Here is a 17,526-nt window from a genome sequence, read left to right on the forward strand (position 1 = left end):
GGAGGGGATGTGCATGACCGATAAAACATCTACTAAAAGTCCTCGTTTGGCCTTTTTCGACGGCTATCGTGGGGTCTTAATCCTCTTAATTCTGACCTATTATTTCTTCCAGCATATCTTGCCTGGGGGCTTTCTGGCCGTTAACGCCTTCTTGATGGTGGCAGGTTTCTTCGCCTTCCGTCATTTCTATACAGCCCCAACGCTAAGAAAATCAGTTTCTGTCCGGTCCTATCTCAAGTCTAGACTTGAACGGATTTTCTTCCCAACCTTGTTTATGGTCTTGCTGGTAGCAGCCTATATTGCCTTGTTTGCGCCGGATTATTTCTATAATTTGCGCAATATGGGGTTTTCTAGCCTGTTCTTCGTTAACAACTACTATCAGATTTTGTCCAACCAGTCCTACTTTGTCCAGGCGGCCAATCCAAGTGCCTTTACCCATCTCTGGTACATTTCTATTTATGCCCAGCTGATTCTCTTGACGCCTTTTGTGGTCAAAGTAGTCTATTCTTGGCATCGTAATCCGGCTACTGCTGCCATTATGTTGGTGGCTCTGTCCATTGCTTCGGCAGTGCTTCTGGGCTATCTCTACCAAGATGGACAGGATCCGAGTCGGATATATTATGATTTGTTGACGCGGGCCTTTGCCTTTACCTTTGGTGGGGCACTAGGTTATCTCTTCCCAGTCCATCTCAAGCCAAAAGCTATATCCAAGCGTCAGCAACAAGTATTTAATGGAATTGGGATTGCCAGTGTCATCCTGATGACCTTTATGTTGCTCTTTATGTATGGGACGCAACCCTTTGCCTATCGTTTTGGGATGTTGCTATTCACTTTACTGTCCATGGTTTTTGTCATTGTCAGTCTCCATCCTTCTACTTGGCTACATAAGTTCTTAAGTCTGCCAGTCTTTACCTTCTTTGGTAAACGCAGCTTATCCTACTACCTATGGTTTTATCCGATTCACTTGGTTATTCCAGACCGTTTGAATGGCTTCCATAATATTTGGATCTCAGTCGGTGTTCAGTTCTTACTGATTATGTTGATGGCGGAAATCTCCTATCAACTCTTTGAACGTCGTCGCTTGATTTTGCCATTTGGTCAGGATTTCAACTGGAAACAAACCCAAGCGCGGGTGCGTTACCTGGTTCAACACCGGGCTAGCCTATGGGGCATTAAGACGCTAGCGATTAGCTATCTCTTAGTTTCAACCATTGGTTTAGTGGCTTTGGCTATTACACCAGAACAGAAGAACAAGGCAGCCGATGAGTTAGCAACGGTCATCGAATCTAACCAAAAATTGGTGGAGGAGACCAAGGAGCCTGAAAGTCAGGAAACCAAGGTTATTAATAATATTGAAGGCCTAAACCGCCAAGAACTCCTCCAAGCCAATGCCCTTGAAGTAACCTTTATTGGGGATTCCATCCTATTGGCTTCGGCTGATAAGGTCAAAGAAGTCTTTCCTAAGGCAATCGTTGATGGCCAGATTGGTCGTCAGCTCTACCAAAGCAACGAAGTGATTAATAGCCTCAAGGCCTCTGGTAAACTCAAGGGAACAGTGGTGACGGTCTTAGGTTCTAATGGGACCTTTACCGACGGTCAGCTTAATGACTATATTAATGCCATTGGGACGGACCGGGAGCAGTACTTTGTGACTTCCTCGGTTGATAAGGTCTGGGTAGAAGATGCCAATAATCGTCTCTTCGCTGCGGCTAATCGCTTCTCCAATGTCAAAGTGATTGATTGGCGAACCTTCGCTAAGGGCCACTCTGATTGGTACTATGAGGATGGTATCCATCCAAACCCAACTGGCGCTTTGGAATTTGCTAAATTCGTTGCCAATCAGATTTCGCAAAATCGCTAATCGATTGGCAAGTCAAACAGAAAGGAAATGAGCATGAAGTTATTATTTTTAGGTACTGGGGCGGGTGTCCCAAGCCGCAATCGTAATGTGAGTGCTCTAGCCCTCAAACTCCTTGATGAACTCAATGAGGTTTGGTTATTTGATTGTGGTGAAGCCACCCAACATCAAATCTTAGAAACCTCCCTTAAACCTCGCAAAATCACTAAGATTTTCATTACCCACCTACATGGCGACCATATCTTTGGTCTACCTGGTTTCCTTAGCTCGCGTTCCTTCCAGGGGGGCGATCAGCCCTTGACCCTTTACGGGCCACCGGGTATTAAGGACTTTGTCGAATCAGCCTTACGCTTGTCTAAATCACGCCTCTTATATCCTTTAGAAATCGTCGAACTGTCACCTAAAGGAGGTCGTTTGGATTTAGGTAAGGGCTGGTTAGTTGATTATCAAGCACTCAACCATGGTATTCTAAGCTTTGGCTACCGAATCATGGAGCCAAGAACTAGTGGTGAGCTCTTAGTAGATCGTTTGGCTCAGTATCAGATTCCTAATGGGCCGATTTTTGGTCAGCTTAAACGCGGTGAGACTGTCACCTTAGCTGACGGCACCGTCCTTAACGGACAGGATTTTCTAGCGCCAGCTAGAGAGGGAAGAGTAGTCACTATCCTGGGAGATACCAAGACCTGTGATGCTATTCAAGAACTGGCTCAAGATGCTGATGCTTTAGTACACGAATGTACCTTTGAAGAAAGTGAAGCCCGAATGGCTGCGTCCTATCACCATTCGACCAGCCGTCAGGCCGCACAAGTGGCCCAGGCAAGTAATGTCAAAGCCCTCTATCTAACCCATATTAGCGCTCGCTATATGGGAAGAGACGCCAAGCAATTAGAAGACCAAGCGCGCCGTATTTTTGAAGGAGCGAGACTGGTCTATGACTTTGATGAGTTTGATGTGATAGGAGGAGATAGCTCATGTCAAGAAACTTAGATAAGCAAGTCGTGATCATCACGGGTGCGACTAGTGGTATTGGCCAAGCTGTGGCCCACCAATTGGCCCAAGAAGGCTGTAAGTTAGTATTGGCAGCCAGACGTCAGGACCGCTTGCAGGCCCTTGCTCAGGAACTTGAAGAGCAGTGGGGTACAGAGGTTATAGTCCAAGTAACGGATATGTCTCAGCCTCAAGCTATTGAGGCATTAGTGGCGGCTACACTTGAAGCCTTTGGTCGTATTGATATTCTCTTCAGTAATGCGGGGTATGGAGACTTCCAAGCCTTCTCGGAAAATCAACCTCAGCAAGTGGTGGATATGTTCCAAGTCAATGTCTTCGGCATGATGTACTTGAGCCAGTTGGTGGCTATCCAGCAGTTAAACCAAGGTGGCCCAGGTCAAATTCACTTAGTAGGCTCTATTGCCGGGAAAATCCCGACCGCTATGACTAGCGCTTATGCAGCTTCTAAGGCGGCTATAATTGCTTATGCTGACGCCTTGAGACTGGAACTCTATGAGACACCTATTCAAGTCTCCGCCATCAATCCAGGCCCAGTTAAGACAGCTTTCTTTGATCGTTCGCCACAAATGCTAGCCTACGCGCAAGTAGTCGAGGCCTTCAGTCTTGAAGCAGATGAGCTGGCTAGTCGCATTGTAGCCAATATGAAACGCAAGCATGTCAAACGAGAATTAAATCTGCCTTGGCAGTTAGCCTTTGCCTCAAAACTCTATGGCTTATTTCCACAGGCTGGAGATTTCTTAGCTGCCCGCTTGTTTAATTTGAAGGAGGAATAGTCCATGCGTCAACAATGGAAATTAATTTTAGGTGTCTGTGCGGTTATTCTAGTGGTAATCTTCGCCCTACAGAACGTTAACAACGTGCAGGTAACCTTCCTCTTCTTCCAAGCTCAGATGCCTATGGTCTTAGTCTTATTGATTTCGATTCTCTTTGGCCTCTTAATTGGTTTCTTGTCTTCTTTATCCAGTCACATGGCCAATCGTACAGCCATTAAGAACCTAAATAAGGAGCGCGAAGCCCTTACCAAAGAACAGTCTAATTTTGAGACGACTAAGGCGGAATTAGAAGCCCAATATCAGGCTAATCTTGAAGAAAAGAATCAAGAAATTGCGAGTCTTCAAGAAGCCTTAGCCGATTTGAAGACACAGCTTGAAGCCCAGTCTCAAAGCCAATCGCAAGAAGAAGAGAACGGTGACTTAGAGGCTGATTTGGACCAATCAGCTCAAGAACTTGAAGACAGTGTGGATGAATTTGAAGAGAGTTTGCAAGATGATGAGGATCCTCAGGTTTCGAGGGGGTAGAGCATGAACTTGACACACTATGAGTGGCACTATCGAAGCTTGCCGGACGATTGGCAAGACAAGGTGGCTGAATGGCAGCAAGCCGGTTTAGGCTATAGTGACACTTTTCTGCGGCTATGTTTGGCGCGTGGACTTGAGACTTTGGAAGAAATCAAGAACGCGACTAATCAGATGCCCCAAACCTTCCACGATGCTTTTCTACTTTATGACATGGAACGCGCTGTGGAAAGAATCCAGGCAGCCATCGAGTACCAAGAACTTATCTTGATTTACGGTGACTATGATGCTGATGGCATTACCTCTACTCTGATTCTCTATGAGACCTTGGAGATGTTGGGTGCGCGAGTTATTTACTATGTGCCCAATCGCTTGGTGGATGGCTATGGGCCTAATTTGGCTCGCTATCAGGACTTTGTGGCACAAGGCGTTCAGTTGATTTTGACTTGCGATAATGGGGTGGCAGGTTTTGAAGCCATCGAATGGGCTATGCAGGCTGGTGTGGATGTCATTGTGACGGACCACCATGAGGTCCAAGCCACCTTGCCTTCAGCCTATGCTGTGATTCATCCCAGACATCCACAAGGCCATTATCCCTTCCCAGATTTGAGTGGAGCAGGGGTGGCCCTGAAGTTGGCCACAGCCTTATTAGGCGAAGTGCCAACGGAGTTAGTGGAATTAGCTGCCATTGGGACTGTCAGTGACGTGGTCTCCCTTCGTGACGAGAACCGGACCCTTGTCCTGAGCGGTCTCCAGCTCATGCGCGATACCATGCGCATTGGCTTGCGATTAATGCTTGAAGAAGAGCAAGTCGATATGGAAAACATGACGGCTGACACAATTGGTTTTACCATTGGGCCTCGGCTTAATGCGATTGGTCGTTTGGGCGACCCGACGCCAGCCTTGGAACTGCTCAAAACCCAGGATGAGGAAGAAGCCCAAGAGCTATTAGCCTTAATTAACGAGAAAAACCAGGAACGTAAGGACTTGGTTGCTAATATTATGGATCAGGTTAGCCAAAGACTGGGTCAGGGGCCAATTCCTCATATTATTATTGAATCTGACCCTAGCTGGCCAGCTGGAGTTGTTGGGATTGTGGCCGGCCGCTTGAGCGAACACTACCAGCGTCCAGCCCTCATCTTCCAGTATCAGGCAGATAAAGGTCAATACAAGGGGAGTGGGCGTTCAACAGAAGCTGTCCATCTCTTTGACTGGTTGACCGATATTAAGGAGCATCTGGCCCAATTTGGTGGTCATGCCCAGGCGGCAGGTATGACAGTTAATCAAGATCAATGGCAAGACTTTGTCTCAGCCTTGCAGGCCAAGGCTCAAGCTCAGGCAGAAAGTGAGCCTAGAAAAGCGCCCTTGACCATTGATTTGTCCTTAAAGCTGTCGGAAGTAGGGACTGACTTCATCCAAGAAGTCCAGTTACTGGGTCCCTTCGGTATGGATAATGATAAGCCAGTCTTTGCTTTTGAGGAGGCAAAGCTTAACCAGGTGCGATTGATAGGGACTAATAGCCAGCATGCTAAGCTAGTCCTAGGACAGGATGGGCAAGAGCTTAATGCCATTGGCTTTGACTTTGCTGATCGCATGCGAGATCGACAAGTGGGAGATAGCCTGACTGCTGTAGGTCATTTGGACTTAAACAAATGGCAGAATCGGGTCAGCCCTCAATTGCTCCTGTCTGATATTGGGGTCTCAGGTGCTGCCTGGTATGACTGGCGGGCAAGTGGCCAACAAGGTCGTCTCTGGCAGCTAGATCAAGTTGTCTATGTATGTCAGCGCGAGGCAGTTAAGGCTCAAGTTTCTTCTCGCCTTCAGCCCGGTTCTGCTCTGATGACCTATCAAGAAGTTCAAGGAGCCAATCTTACCCATTATCAAGGCCTAGTGCTCTTAGAGCCACCCAAGCAAATGTTGGATTTCGACCAGCTGGTGCTTAGTCAGGATTGGCAGGCCTTCTACTTGGTGCTCTATGCCCAAGAATCCAAATATTTGGCAGGTCTGCCACAAAGGGCTGACTTCGCTAAGCTTTATCGCTGGTTAGTCAGCCAGGAGCCCTTCAATTTGCGGGCTAGGTTAGCAGAAATCAGCCAAGGACTGGCCATTAATCCAGTTCAACTCAAATTAATGTTTCATGTCTTCTATGAAGCAGGTTTTGTATCAATTGAAGAGGGACAAGTGGCAGTCCAAGATGCTAGTCGCCATCAGAACACTAACTTGGAAGAAACTGCTGCCTACCGGGCTTATCAAGCCGCTATGGACAGCGAAGAAGTCTTAGTCTTTGCCACCCTCGACCAAATAAAAGAATATGTTAAAAAATTAGGAGTTAAGTCATAATGGAATTGAAGAATTATATTGCTAAAGTCATGGACTATCCAAAAGAAGGCATTGTTTTCCGTGATATTACCCCTCTCATGGCAGATGGCCCAGCTTATCACGAATCAGTTAAACAATTAGTAGACTACGCCCGTGAATTACAAGTAGATGTGATTGTAGGTCCAGAAGCACGCGGCTTTATCGTGGGCTGCCCAGTTGCTTATGAATTAGAGATTGGTTTTGCACCAGTTCGTAAGAAAGGCAAGCTACCACGCCCAACGGTCGATGTAGACTATGAATTGGAGTATGGTACCGCAACTTTAACTATGCATGAAGATGCTATTAAACCAGGCCAACGTGTCCTCATCACCGATGACCTCTTGGCAACAGGTGGGACCATTAAAGCCTCTATCGATCTAGTTGAAAAATTAGGCGGCGTTGTCGTTGGTTGTGCCTTCCTAATTGAACTCGTTGACTTAAACGGGAAAGAAAAATTAGCAGGCTACGACTACAAGGCTTTAATGCAATACTAAAAACATCAAAAATATGCCCCCAGTCATAGACTGAGGGCATGGCTTTAAGAGACTTAGAAATAACGGTAAAGGGAGACAACCTTACCCAGGATGGTCACCTGAGGCAGAATGATATCGTCCATGTGGTCATTTTCTGGCCGTAAGATGACGTGATCGGACTTCTTGAAGAAGGTCTTACAGGTGGCTTCATTATCCTCGGTCATAGCAACTACGACGTCACCATTATTGGCGCTTGCTTGACGGCGGACTGTAATGTAATCTCCATCTAGAATCCCAATATTAACCATGGATTCACCCTTAATCTCTAGCATGAAGAGTTCGCTAGGTTCATAGCGCTCTAGGCCAGGTGGGATAGGGTAGTAATCTGTGGCATGTTCAATGGCCAGAATAGGCGCACCTGCGGCTACTTGACCTAGCAAGGGAATTTGTTGGGGCTGGATGCCCAAGGCTTCCTGGGCTAGGGGAGAAAGTTCGATGGCTCGAGTCTTGCTGGCGTCACGAATAATATAACCAGCCCGTTCTAAACGTGCTAGATGGCCGTGTACAGTTGAAGTAGAAGCAAGTCCTACTGCTGCACCGATTTCCCGAACAGTAGGGGGATAGCCGTTGGCTTCAATGGCCTCATGGATACATGAGAGTATGGTTAATTGCTTAGTGGATAATGTCGTCATGTCCTCACCTTCCTTATATCTTAAGCCTATTATAGCACACTTATCAATCAAAATGCAAACGAATGTTCGTGGAGGTGTCTAATGTTATCACCAGAAAAAATTGAGCGCATCAATGTCTTAGCACGTAAGAAGAAAAGTGAGGGTTTAAACCCTGAAGAAGCCCAAGAACAAGCGGCTTTACGCCAAGAATACTTGGCTAGCTTACGCCATGGCATGCGCAATCATATTGAAGGTATGAAGATTGTCGACCAAGAGGGGACCGATGTGACCCCTGACAAACTCAAACAGATTCAAAAAGAAAAGAAAATTCATAACCGTCATTTAGAAGATTAGACTAGGCTTTTGACGGAAAGTTGTGTAAAATAGAAGAGTAATATGAAAAGAAAGTGAGGAGAAGGCAGTGCAAACATGGATTTGGTTAATCATTGTCGTAGTCGCCTTAATCGGTGGATTTGTTGGTGGCTTCTTTATGGCGCGCCGTTACATGATGAAATACTTTAAGGAAAACCCACCAATTGATGAGCGCATGATTACGCAAATGATGGCTTCAATGGGTCAAAAACCATCTAAGAAGAAGGTTCAACAAATCATGGCCCAAATGAAGGTTCGTCAATAATCAAGAGAATCAAAGTCCGCCTAATGGTGGACTTTTTCTTATCTAGGCGCTTTACTTACAGATGAAAAGTCCTAGCAAACGTGGTACACTATAAGAGTATTGAAAGTCAAATTGAGGAGGAAGCTCTATGTCTATTATCAAGGAAAATTTCGACAAACTCATTGCTGAGAAAGAACTACCAGCTGAATACTTGGAGATTGAAGGAGGCCACCATCTCTATCGTTTCCGTTTTGGTGTAACCCCAGTTCGGGACTTGATTGTGGAAGTCATTGTTCAAAATTCAGATTTACCATATTGTGATGCTCAAGTCATCTACCGCCATGTTCACATGTTGAAAGACTATAAGCAACGTGCGCAAGCCTTGGAATTGATTAACGAATTAAATGAAACTCGTACCGGTTATTTTGCCCTTTATTTAGCGGGTGATGGGGAAATCTTCCAACGTAACTTGATGCGGGCTAGCGTGGACCCACAACCGCTCTATGAAACCATTGTCTATGGTTCAGCTATTGCGAAGGATATGGTAGAAGCCTTAACTGCTGGTTTAGGACCTTCTGCTGAGGTGTAACACTTCATGCTGACGTCTTTTGTTCGCTCCAGTCAAGGACAAAGAATCCTGTCCGGTGTCGTATTATGGCTTTCAGCCCTATGTTTTGCAGTTGCCCTCAACTTATTCTATGTTCCTAATCTGATTTTTTCTAATGGCGTGCCTGGCTTGGCGCAAATTATCTTGGCCATCTTCAAGGATACGCCCCTAGCGAATCTCTTAACGGCTGGTAATCTCTATTTCATTCTCAATATTCCCTTGATGATTCTGAGTTGGCTCTATCTAGGACGGCGTTTTTCAATCTTGACCGTGACCAGTATTTTCCTGTCCACCTTAGTAAGTAACTGGGTGCCGATTCAACAAGTGACCGATAATACCTTGTTAGCTGCAATCGCTGGTGGGGTGATTTCGGGTATCGGGGTCGGGCTCTTGATTAAGTTTGGTATGTCCAGTGGAGGCTTTGATATTATTGCCCTCTTGATTGCTAAGAAAACAGGGCGCAATGTCGGCTTTATGTCCTTTTTGACCAATGGTTTGGTCATAGTTGGAGCTGGCTTCCTTAATAGTTGGGAATATGCTCTCTACAGTTGTATTGCCATCTTTATTGCAGGCATGGTTATTGATGCTATCCATACAGGTGAGCAACGTTTGACTGCTTTTGTGATTTGCCAAGACCCTAACCAAGTGGTCAAGGCCATTCAGGAGCGGGTCATCCGTGGCGTCACTCTCTTAGAAGGGCAGGGTGCCTTTTCGCATCAGCCCAAGCAAGTCCTAATGGTAGTCTTAAGTCGTTATGAACTCTATGATTTGCAGCAAGCAGTGCTTTCAGTTGATTCCCAGGCCTTCATTAATGTGGTCCAGTCCACCATGGTGACCGGTAATTTCTTAAATCGTCAGCAACAGGCCGACTTTAGAAAAGAATCAGTTGTTTAATGATCAAATCCCTTCTGATAGTTTCAGAGGGGATTTTTAGTTTAAATCGTTTCAATCAGAGGCAGAGTTTGTTATAATATAGTGGAATTTGAAGACAGGAGGGCTTGGCATGGCTGACTTAAGTAAGGTACCTGCGCACGTTGCGCTCATTATGGATGGAAATGGCCGATGGGCTAAGAAACGCTTCCTACCTCGGGTAGCAGGACACAAAAAAGGTGTCGATACCATTAAGAAAATCACCAAACGTGCCAATCAACTGGGCGTTAAGATGCTGACGGTCTATGCCTTCTCAACTGAGAACTGGAAACGACCTGAACAAGAAGTCAGCTTCTTGATGAAGTTGCCTAAGGAGTTTTTTGCCAAGTTTGTGCCTGAGTTATTGGAACAGAATGTGCGGGTAGAGACCATTGGTGACTTGGAAGGACTGCCAGAAGCCACTCGCAAGGTCCTCAAGCAAGCTATTGCCGATACGGCTCATTGTACTGGCCTGATTTTGAACTTTGCCATCAACTATGGCTCTCAAGACGAACTTTGCCATGCGGTTCAGACTTTAGCCCGTCAGGTAGCTGAGGGCACTTTGAAGCCGGAAGACATCACCCCTGACTTAATTGGCCAAAATTTAGAAACTGCCAAGTTTGGTTCATTAGCCAATCCGGACTTGATTATCCGGACCAGTGGGGAAGAGCGTCTCAGCAACTTCCTACTCTGGCAGGCGGCTTATAGTGAGTTCTATTTCACTGAACGTTTGTGGCCTGATTTTGATGAAGGCGATTTTGACCAAGCCCTAGCGGTCTATGCCAGCCGACAACGACGATTTGGAAAGGTGTTGGATACTGAATGAAAGTAAGAGTAATCAGCGCCCTAGCGGCCTTGGCCGTCCTGATTCCGGTTGTGGTGGTAGGGGGCAAGGTTTTTACGGGCATGTTCTTAATTTTAGGGGTTATGGCCTTATTTGAATTAGCCAATATGAAGAAGATTGAATACTTCAACTTGGTCGGGGTCATTGCAACCATTGCGGTTGCCCTCATGATACTGCCCAGTAACTATCAATCTGCCTTGATTCCAGGTCTTAAATTTACCTATCTCTTCTATATTTGCTGTATGTTGCTTTTAGTCCTGACGGTCTACGAGTACAAGACCTTTAACATTGAAGAAGCAGCTCTTTTGATTTTTGGTGCCCTCTACATTGGCTATGGCTTCCGTTACTTGATTGAGTTACGACAAATTAGTTTGGACTTAGTTATTTTCCAATTTGCAATTATTTTTGCAACGGATTCTGGGGCTTATATCGTTGGCCGACGTTTCGGCAAGCATAAGCTAGCGCCTCAATTGAGTCCTAATAAGACCATTGAAGGTTCGCTAGGTGGAATTGTCAGTGCGGTCGTCATCGCAGTGCTCTATAATTACTTCTTCGATCCACATTTAGGGGGCTCAGAGCACTATATTTTACTGGCCATGGCCTTGTCAGTTTTAGGTCAGCTAGGAGATTTGGTAGAGTCAGCCTTTAAGCGGCATTTTGGGGTCAAGGACTCTGGTAAGTTCCTGCCGGGCCATGGCGGGGTCTTAGATCGCTTTGATTCAACCCTTTTTACCAGTTTTCTACTCATGACCTGGTTTAACTGGTTAAAATAGTGCTCATGTCAACCAAACTCTATCCTTTGAGTTTGGTTGACTATTTTTGCATTATGGGCCTAATTAGGGTATATTTAAGAGGTTAAGTTAAGTAAATTTTTGAATTGAAATAGATAAAGGATGTTGACCATGCAAGCATTGATTGTATTTTTACTTGTTTTTACCGTGATCGTAAGTATTCATGAATTCGGCCATTTTTACTTTGCCCGTAAGGCTGGTATCCTGGTGCGCGAATTTGCCATTGGGATGGGGCCTAAGCTCTTCAGCCATCAGGGCAAGGACGGCGTACTCTATACCATTCGCATGATTCCCTTGGGAGGCTATGTTCGTCTAGCAGGGCTAGGTGAGGATCAAGATGCAGTTCAAGCCGGTATGCAAGTAGGCCTTGTCTTGAATGAAGCCGGGCTAGTGACCCGCATTAATACCTCGAAAGTGGCCCTTGAAGACGAAGTACCAGTGCAAGTGGATCAGTTGGATTTAACGGATGCCATGACTATTACAGGCTTACCGCTGGGCAGTCAAGACTTGGTTACCTATCAAGTGGATCACAAGGCCCGCATCATTGAAGCAGATGGGTCTAGTATCCAAGTGGCACCGCGTCAAGTCACTTATGGCGCCGCTAAGCCATGGGCTAAGTTCATGACCAATGTAGCGGGACCGATGAATAACTTTATCCTCTCTATTTTAATCTTTGTTGTAGTGGCCTTTGTCCGCCCAGGCGGTGTACCGGTTGAGGCCAATGTCTTAGGTTATATTGAACCAGATTCGCCTGCTGCCCAAGCAGGGCTACAGGCAGGTGACCGGATTGATGCTATTGGTCAAACTAAGGTTTCCAACTGGCGTCAAATGGTGCAAGCTATTCAATCCAAGCCAGGTCAAACGGTAGATTTCTCAGTCCATCGTGGCGACCAAGACTTGACATTACCAGTTGCTATCCGGGCTGACCAAGTGGATCAAGCAACGATTGGGCGAATTGGCGTAGCGCAACCAGAGACTCAAGATCTCTGGGCAAAAATTGCTTATGGCTTCACCGCAACTTGGTCTCAAATCACGGGTGTAGCGGCAGCAATTGTGGGTATCTTCCTTCGTGGCCTCAACCTCAATCAGTTTGGTGGGCCCGTGGCAATTGCCAAGATTACCTCTGAAGCAGCTTCTCAGGGTTTCATGCCAGTGCTAGTTCTAACCGGTTTGCTGTCAGCCAATATTGGCGCCTTCAACCTATTACCAATTCCTGCCTTGGATGGAGGTAAGATTGTGCTTAATGCCATTGAGGGTGTGCGAGGCAAGCCCCTATCTCAAGAAAAAGAAGGGATTTTAACCATTATTGGAGCCCTAATCTTAGTGGCCTTTATGCTGGCGGTCACCTGGAATGATATCAGCCGACTCTTCCAACCATAATTTTGAGTAAGAGATCTACCGAGGGTAGGTCTCTTTTTTAGCATGGCCCTCAGGTGATTTTAAAGGGGGCTTATGCTATAATAAGAGGGTATGTAAATCACCGTGGACGGAGGGAACTTATGGCCAAGAATCGCCAATTATTTGAACATCTATTGGACCAAATTGGGCTGCAGGACGCAGACATGCTGGCCCAACTGGCCCAGACTCAGATTGAATCGGTTAAGGTTCATGCTAAGTCTGGGGAATGGCATTTTACCTTAAGTCAGGTTGAACGCCTCCATCCCCACGTCTATGAAGCCCTTATGCACCATATGCGTCTAGCCTTCGAGGGCATTGCCAAGACTGAAGTCTGGTGGAATTATCAAGCACCGACTAAACTAGATGAGAGTCAAATGCTAGATTACTGGCAATCCATTTTAGGGGTAATGGGACAGGAATCGAGCTTTATTAAGCGCGCTTTGGCTAATGCTACTTATCAGGTCAAGGATGGCCAAATCCAAGTTGGCTTGGCGACTGAAGATCAAGTTCAGGTGGTTAAAACCCGCTATGACCAAGCCTTCAAACTCAAACTGGCCCAAAACCAATTGAATGACTGGGAACTAGTCTATCTGGTAGATGATAAGGCCAGCGAGCAGGCTAAGCTTCAGGCTCAACAACATCTAGCCTCTGAGGTGGAGCGCGAGCGGCAAGAACTGGCTCAATTAGAACAACGACGCCAAGAACAAAGCAAGGTGGTCGTAGAGAACACCGACATTCCTCAAATTGGTAAGGACATCCCCGATACGCCAGCCATTTCGATTCAGGAAGTCTACGACAATCCCTTTAATCAGATCATTGAAGGTTATATTTTCGACTATGAAGTCCGCGAGCTCCGCTCAGGTTCCCAGATCATGATTATGAAGGTGACCGACTATACTTCCTCTATTACGGCCAAACTAATGGCAGGGCGTAACATTAAGAAGGAATCCTTTGGCCTCTTTAAGAAGGGGGATTGGGTCCGCCTAGAAGGTAGCCTTAAGGCTGATAACTTTACAGGAGAGATGGACTTCTCGCCGCGTAGTATTCGCAAAATTTCCAAGGCCTCACGCCAAGACCAGGGGGTAGACGGTGCCAAACGGATTGAGTTGCATCTGCACTCCAATATGAGTCAAATGGATGCCACCAACAAGGTTGGTGACTTGATTGCTCAAGCAGCTGCCTGGGGCCATTCAGCCATTGCCATTACCGACCATGCGGGCGCTCAGGCCTTTCCTGATGCCTATGCAGCAGGTAAGAAACATGGCATTAAGGTTCTCTACGGGATTGAAGCCAATGTGGTCAATGACGGTGAACCGATTGCCTATAATCCACAAGCCATTAACTTAGATCAGGCGACCTATGTTGTCTTTGACGTGGAGACCACGGGTCTGTCTTCTGTCTATGACCGCATCATTGAGTTAGCAGCGGTTAAAATGCGCGATGGCGAGGTTATCGGTACTTTCGAAGCCTTTATCAATCCTGGTTATCCTTTGTCGGCCATGATTACCGAATTGACGGGGATTACCGACGCTATGTTAGCCGATGCGCCACCAGAAGAAGAGGTCATGGCGCGCTTTGCTAAATTTTCCAAAGATACCATTCTCGTGGCTCACAATGCGAGCTTTGATATGGGCTTCCTCAATAAGACCTATGCGCGTCTGGGTATGCCAGTGTCTGATCAGCCAGTTATTGATACGCTGGAGTTATCACGTTTGGTTAACCCTGACATGCGTTCCCATCGTTTGAATATCTTGGCTAAGCATTATGGCGTGACCTTGGAACAACACCACCGGGCCGTTTACGACTCTGAGACAACTGGTTATGTCTGCTATAAGCTATTGGATCAAGCCAAAGAACAATATGGCATGGTCCGTCATGACCAGCTCAACGAGCAAGTAGGGAAAGGGGACAGCTATAAGCAGGCTCGACCTTTCCATGCCACCTTGATTGCTAAAAACCAAGAAGGGCTTAAAGACCTCTTTAAGTTAATTTCAGCCTCTAATGTCCAATACTTCTTCCGTGAGCCCCGTATTCCACGCAGCTTGTTGACCAAGTATCGGGACAATCTCTTAGTTGGGACAGCTTGTTCCAATGGGGAAGTCTTTACTGCCATGATGCAAAAGGGCTACGATGAAGCGGAGAAGCTGGTAGATTTCTATGATTACATCGAACTACAACCTAAGTCTGTCTATGGACCCTTGATCGAGACGGAATTAATTCGTAGCGAAGCTGACTTAGAAACCATCATGAGAGAGATGATGCGACTGGGTCAATACAAGAACAAGCTAGTAGTGGCGACAGGGGATGTCCACTACTTGGAACCTAAGGATGCTATTTACCGCGAAATTCTCTTGCGTTCCATGAAGATTAATGCCAATCGGACCTTGCATCTGCCGCCTGTTCATTTCCGTACGACAGATGAGATGGTGGCAGAATTCGACTTTATGGGACGAGACCAAGCCTATGATCTTGTCATCACCAATCCTCAGAAGATTGCGGATATGGTGGAAGAAGTTGAAGTCATCAAGGACAAACTCTATACGCCAAATATTCCTGGCGCCAATGAAGAGATTACGGAACTCTCCTATAAACGAGCCAGAGAGCTCTACGGCGATCCTCTGCCTGAGATTGTTGAGAAGCGGATTGAAAAGGAACTCAAGTCCATTATTGGTAATGGATTTGCCGTTATTTATCTGATTTCGCAGAAGTTGGTCCACAAGTCAGTATCTGACGGCTACCTAGTGGGTTCGCGGGGGTCGGTGGGTTCTTCCTTAGTGGCGACCTTGACGGGTATTACGGAGGTCAACCCTCTAGCTCCACATTATTATTGTCCAAACTGCCAATATTCGGAGTTTATTGCTGACGGTTCGGTTGGCTCGGGTTATGACCTGCCAGCCAAAGACTGTCCTCACTGTGGCCACGCCCTTAACAAGGATGGGCAGGATATCCCATTCGAAACCTTCCTTGGCTTCTATGGCGACAAGGTACCCGATATTGATTTGAACTTCTCTGGGGCCTATCAACCGCGCGCCCACGCCTACACCAAGGAACTCTTTGGGGAGGACTATGTCTATCGGGCAGGAACCATTTCGACGGTTGCCGAGCGAACTGCCTTTGGTTATGTCAAAGGCTATCTGGAAGTAGCCCAACAATTCTTACCACAAGCTGAAAAGGAACGTCTAGCGAAAGGAATTGAAGGGGTCAAACGCACGACCGGTCAGCACCCGGGTGGGATTATCGTAATTCCAGACTATATGGATGTCTATGACTTTACGCCAATTCAATATCCTGCCGATGAAGTGACAGCCGAATGGCGGACTACCCACTTCGACTTCCATTCCATTCACGATAATGTTCTCAAGTTAGATATTCTGGGGCACGATGATCCAACCGTTATTCGTATGTTACAAGACTTATCGGGGATAGATCCTAAGACCATTCCACCAACCGACCCGGATGTCATGAAAATCTTTTCTAGTCCCGAGGTTTTAGGGGTAACACCAGAGCAAATCTTCTCTAAAACTGGGACGCTAGGGATTCCTGAGTTCGGGACAGGCTTCGTACGCGGTATGTTGGAAGAATCCAAACCAGCGACCTTTGCTGAGCTGCTGCAAATTTCTGGTCTCTCCCACGGGACCGACGTTTGGCTGGGGAATGCCCAAGAGTTAATTAAGAACAAGATTGCGCCTCTTGCTAAAGTAATCGGCTGTCGTGACGATATTATGGTCACCCTGATATACTATGGTTTAGAGGACGGCTTAGCCTTCAAGATTATGGAGTCCGTCCGTAAAGGCAAGGGGATTCCAGAGGATTGGCAGGCAGAAATGCGGGCCAAGAAGGTGCCTGAATGGTATATTGATTCCTGTTTGAAGATTAAGTATATGTTCCCTAAAGCCCATGCAGCTGCCTATGTCCTCATGGCCTTGCGGGTTGCTTACTTCAAGGTTCACATGCCTATTATGTACTATGCCGCTTACTTCTCTGTGCGGGCAGATGACTTTGACATCGTGGCTATGCACCAAGGGAAGGAAATGGTGAAGCGTCGTATCAAGGAAATCAATGATAAGGGCTTTGATGCTTCGGTCAAGGACAAGAACCTCTTAACGGTCTTAGAATTGGCTAATGAGATGTTGGAGCGTGGCCTTAGCTTCCAGATGATCAGTCTAGAGAAGTCTGATGCCGATCGCTTTATCATTGAGGGCAATAGCCTGATTCCACCATTCCGGGCCGTACCTGGTTTGGGTGCCAACGTAGCCCAACAGATTATTAAGGCTCGCCAGGAAGCACCGTTCCTGTCTAAGGAAGACTTGCAGAAACGTGGCAAGGTCTCTAAGACTATTCTTGATTACTTAAGTGAACAAGGCGTCCTTAATGGCTTGCCTGACTCAGATCAATTAAGTCTCTTTTAACGAATTAGCGCCCGCATAGTGCGGGCGCTTTTTTATAATCGATATTGTGTACACAATTACAAATCTGAAACTTGATTGTAATAAAAAGCAGGCTACCATAAGTAAAGGATACGTGAATATTCAATCTATATAGCTAATCTTATATCATAATATTTTATCATTCAGACAATAGAAATGTTCAAACAATATCGAGGTTAGCTTATTGAAATTACATTTCGTTAAAGGAGGAGTTTGAAAATTTTAGCTTATCTAGTTAGATGTCTAATTATATAGGCGTAAATCTGTTATA

15 protein-coding genes are annotated in these 17,526 nt (G+C 46.2%); 14 read left to right on the plus strand and 1 reads right to left on the minus strand.

Going from position 1 to position 17,526, the window contains the following annotated elements:
- Positions 1–13 precede the first annotated feature (13 nt).
- From V7R82_RS04375 to V7R82_RS04400, 6 genes are read left to right on the plus strand one after another with little or no spacing between them, the layout of a single operon-like run.
- Positions 14–1,861 carry an acyltransferase family protein gene (locus V7R82_RS04375; RefSeq protein ID WP_338543618.1) on the plus strand — a complete coding sequence of 616 codons (1,848 nt, stop codon included), beginning with the start codon at positions 14–16 and terminating at the stop codon, positions 1,859–1,861.
- A gap of 33 nt (positions 1,862–1,894) precedes the next feature.
- Positions 1,895–2,845, plus strand: coding sequence for a ribonuclease Z (rnz, locus tag V7R82_RS04380; protein ID WP_268442753.1), 951 nt, complete (start codon positions 1,895–1,897; stop codon positions 2,843–2,845).
- Entirely contained in the window at positions 2,830–3,639 is an 810-nt protein-coding gene (locus V7R82_RS04385; RefSeq protein ID WP_338543620.1) for an SDR family oxidoreductase, read from the plus strand. Before rnz ends, V7R82_RS04385 begins: the two co-directional genes overlap by 16 nt.
- A gap of 3 nt (positions 3,640–3,642) precedes the next feature.
- Positions 3,643–4,164 (plus strand): LapA family protein, encoded by a 522-nt coding sequence (locus V7R82_RS04390; protein WP_338543622.1) that lies wholly within the window; start codon positions 3,643–3,645, stop codon positions 4,162–4,164.
- Positions 4,165–4,167: 3 nt separating this feature from the next.
- Entirely contained in the window at positions 4,168–6,501 is a 2,334-nt protein-coding gene (gene recJ / locus V7R82_RS04395) for a single-stranded-DNA-specific exonuclease RecJ (protein ID WP_338543624.1), read from the plus strand.
- The gene (locus V7R82_RS04400) at positions 6,501–7,013 is read left to right on the plus strand and encodes an adenine phosphoribosyltransferase (RefSeq protein WP_023392013.1); all 513 of its coding nucleotides are present in this window, start codon (positions 6,501–6,503) and stop codon (positions 7,011–7,013) included. The genes recJ and V7R82_RS04400 overlap by 1 nt, the downstream gene beginning before the upstream one ends.
- 53 nt (positions 7,014–7,066) lie before the next feature.
- Here the strand turns inward: V7R82_RS04400 and lexA are convergent, their stop codons facing one another.
- A complete protein-coding gene (lexA, locus tag V7R82_RS04405) occupies positions 7,067–7,684 on the minus strand; it encodes a transcriptional repressor LexA (RefSeq protein ID WP_023392014.1) in 618 nt (205 codons plus the stop codon).
- Positions 7,685–7,765: 81 nt separating this feature from the next.
- Between lexA and V7R82_RS04410 the strand changes: the two genes are divergently transcribed.
- From V7R82_RS04410 to V7R82_RS04445, 8 genes are all read left to right on the plus strand, one after another.
- Positions 7,766–8,017: a DUF896 family protein gene (locus V7R82_RS04410; RefSeq protein WP_291429603.1), complete on the plus strand. Its 252-nt coding sequence runs from the start codon at positions 7,766–7,768 to the stop codon at positions 8,015–8,017.
- Positions 8,018–8,084: 67 nt separating this feature from the next.
- The gene (locus V7R82_RS04415) at positions 8,085–8,300 is read left to right on the plus strand and encodes a YneF family protein (RefSeq protein ID WP_023392016.1); all 216 of its coding nucleotides are present in this window, start codon (positions 8,085–8,087) and stop codon (positions 8,298–8,300) included.
- Positions 8,301–8,427: 127 nt separating this feature from the next.
- The gene (locus V7R82_RS04420; protein WP_023392017.1) at positions 8,428–8,868 is read left to right on the plus strand and encodes a hypothetical protein; all 441 of its coding nucleotides are present in this window, start codon (positions 8,428–8,430) and stop codon (positions 8,866–8,868) included.
- Between the two features lie 6 nt (positions 8,869–8,874).
- The gene (locus V7R82_RS04425; RefSeq protein WP_291454124.1) at positions 8,875–9,780 is read left to right on the plus strand and encodes a YitT family protein; all 906 of its coding nucleotides are present in this window, start codon (positions 8,875–8,877) and stop codon (positions 9,778–9,780) included.
- Positions 9,781–9,889: 109 nt separating this feature from the next.
- Entirely contained in the window at positions 9,890–10,621 is a 732-nt protein-coding gene (locus tag V7R82_RS04430; RefSeq protein WP_314049671.1) for an isoprenyl transferase, read from the plus strand.
- On the plus strand, positions 10,618–11,412 hold the full coding sequence (locus V7R82_RS04435; protein ID WP_070755026.1) for a phosphatidate cytidylyltransferase: 795 nt from the start codon (positions 10,618–10,620) through the stop codon (positions 11,410–11,412). Before V7R82_RS04430 ends, V7R82_RS04435 begins: the two co-directional genes overlap by 4 nt.
- A 129-nt stretch (positions 11,413–11,541) precedes the next feature.
- The gene (gene rseP, locus V7R82_RS04440) at positions 11,542–12,810 is read left to right on the plus strand and encodes an RIP metalloprotease RseP (protein WP_338543629.1); all 1,269 of its coding nucleotides are present in this window, start codon (positions 11,542–11,544) and stop codon (positions 12,808–12,810) included.
- A gap of 119 nt (positions 12,811–12,929) precedes the next feature.
- Positions 12,930–17,237, plus strand: a complete 4,308-nt coding sequence (locus V7R82_RS04445) for a PolC-type DNA polymerase III (RefSeq protein ID WP_338543631.1) — start codon at positions 12,930–12,932, stop codon at positions 17,235–17,237.
- The last annotated feature ends 289 nt before the right edge of the window (positions 17,238–17,526 follow it).

This window comes from Abiotrophia defectiva ATCC 49176, assembly GCF_037041345.1.
In the GTDB taxonomy this organism is placed as follows: Bacteria; Bacillota; Bacilli; order Lactobacillales; family Aerococcaceae; genus Abiotrophia.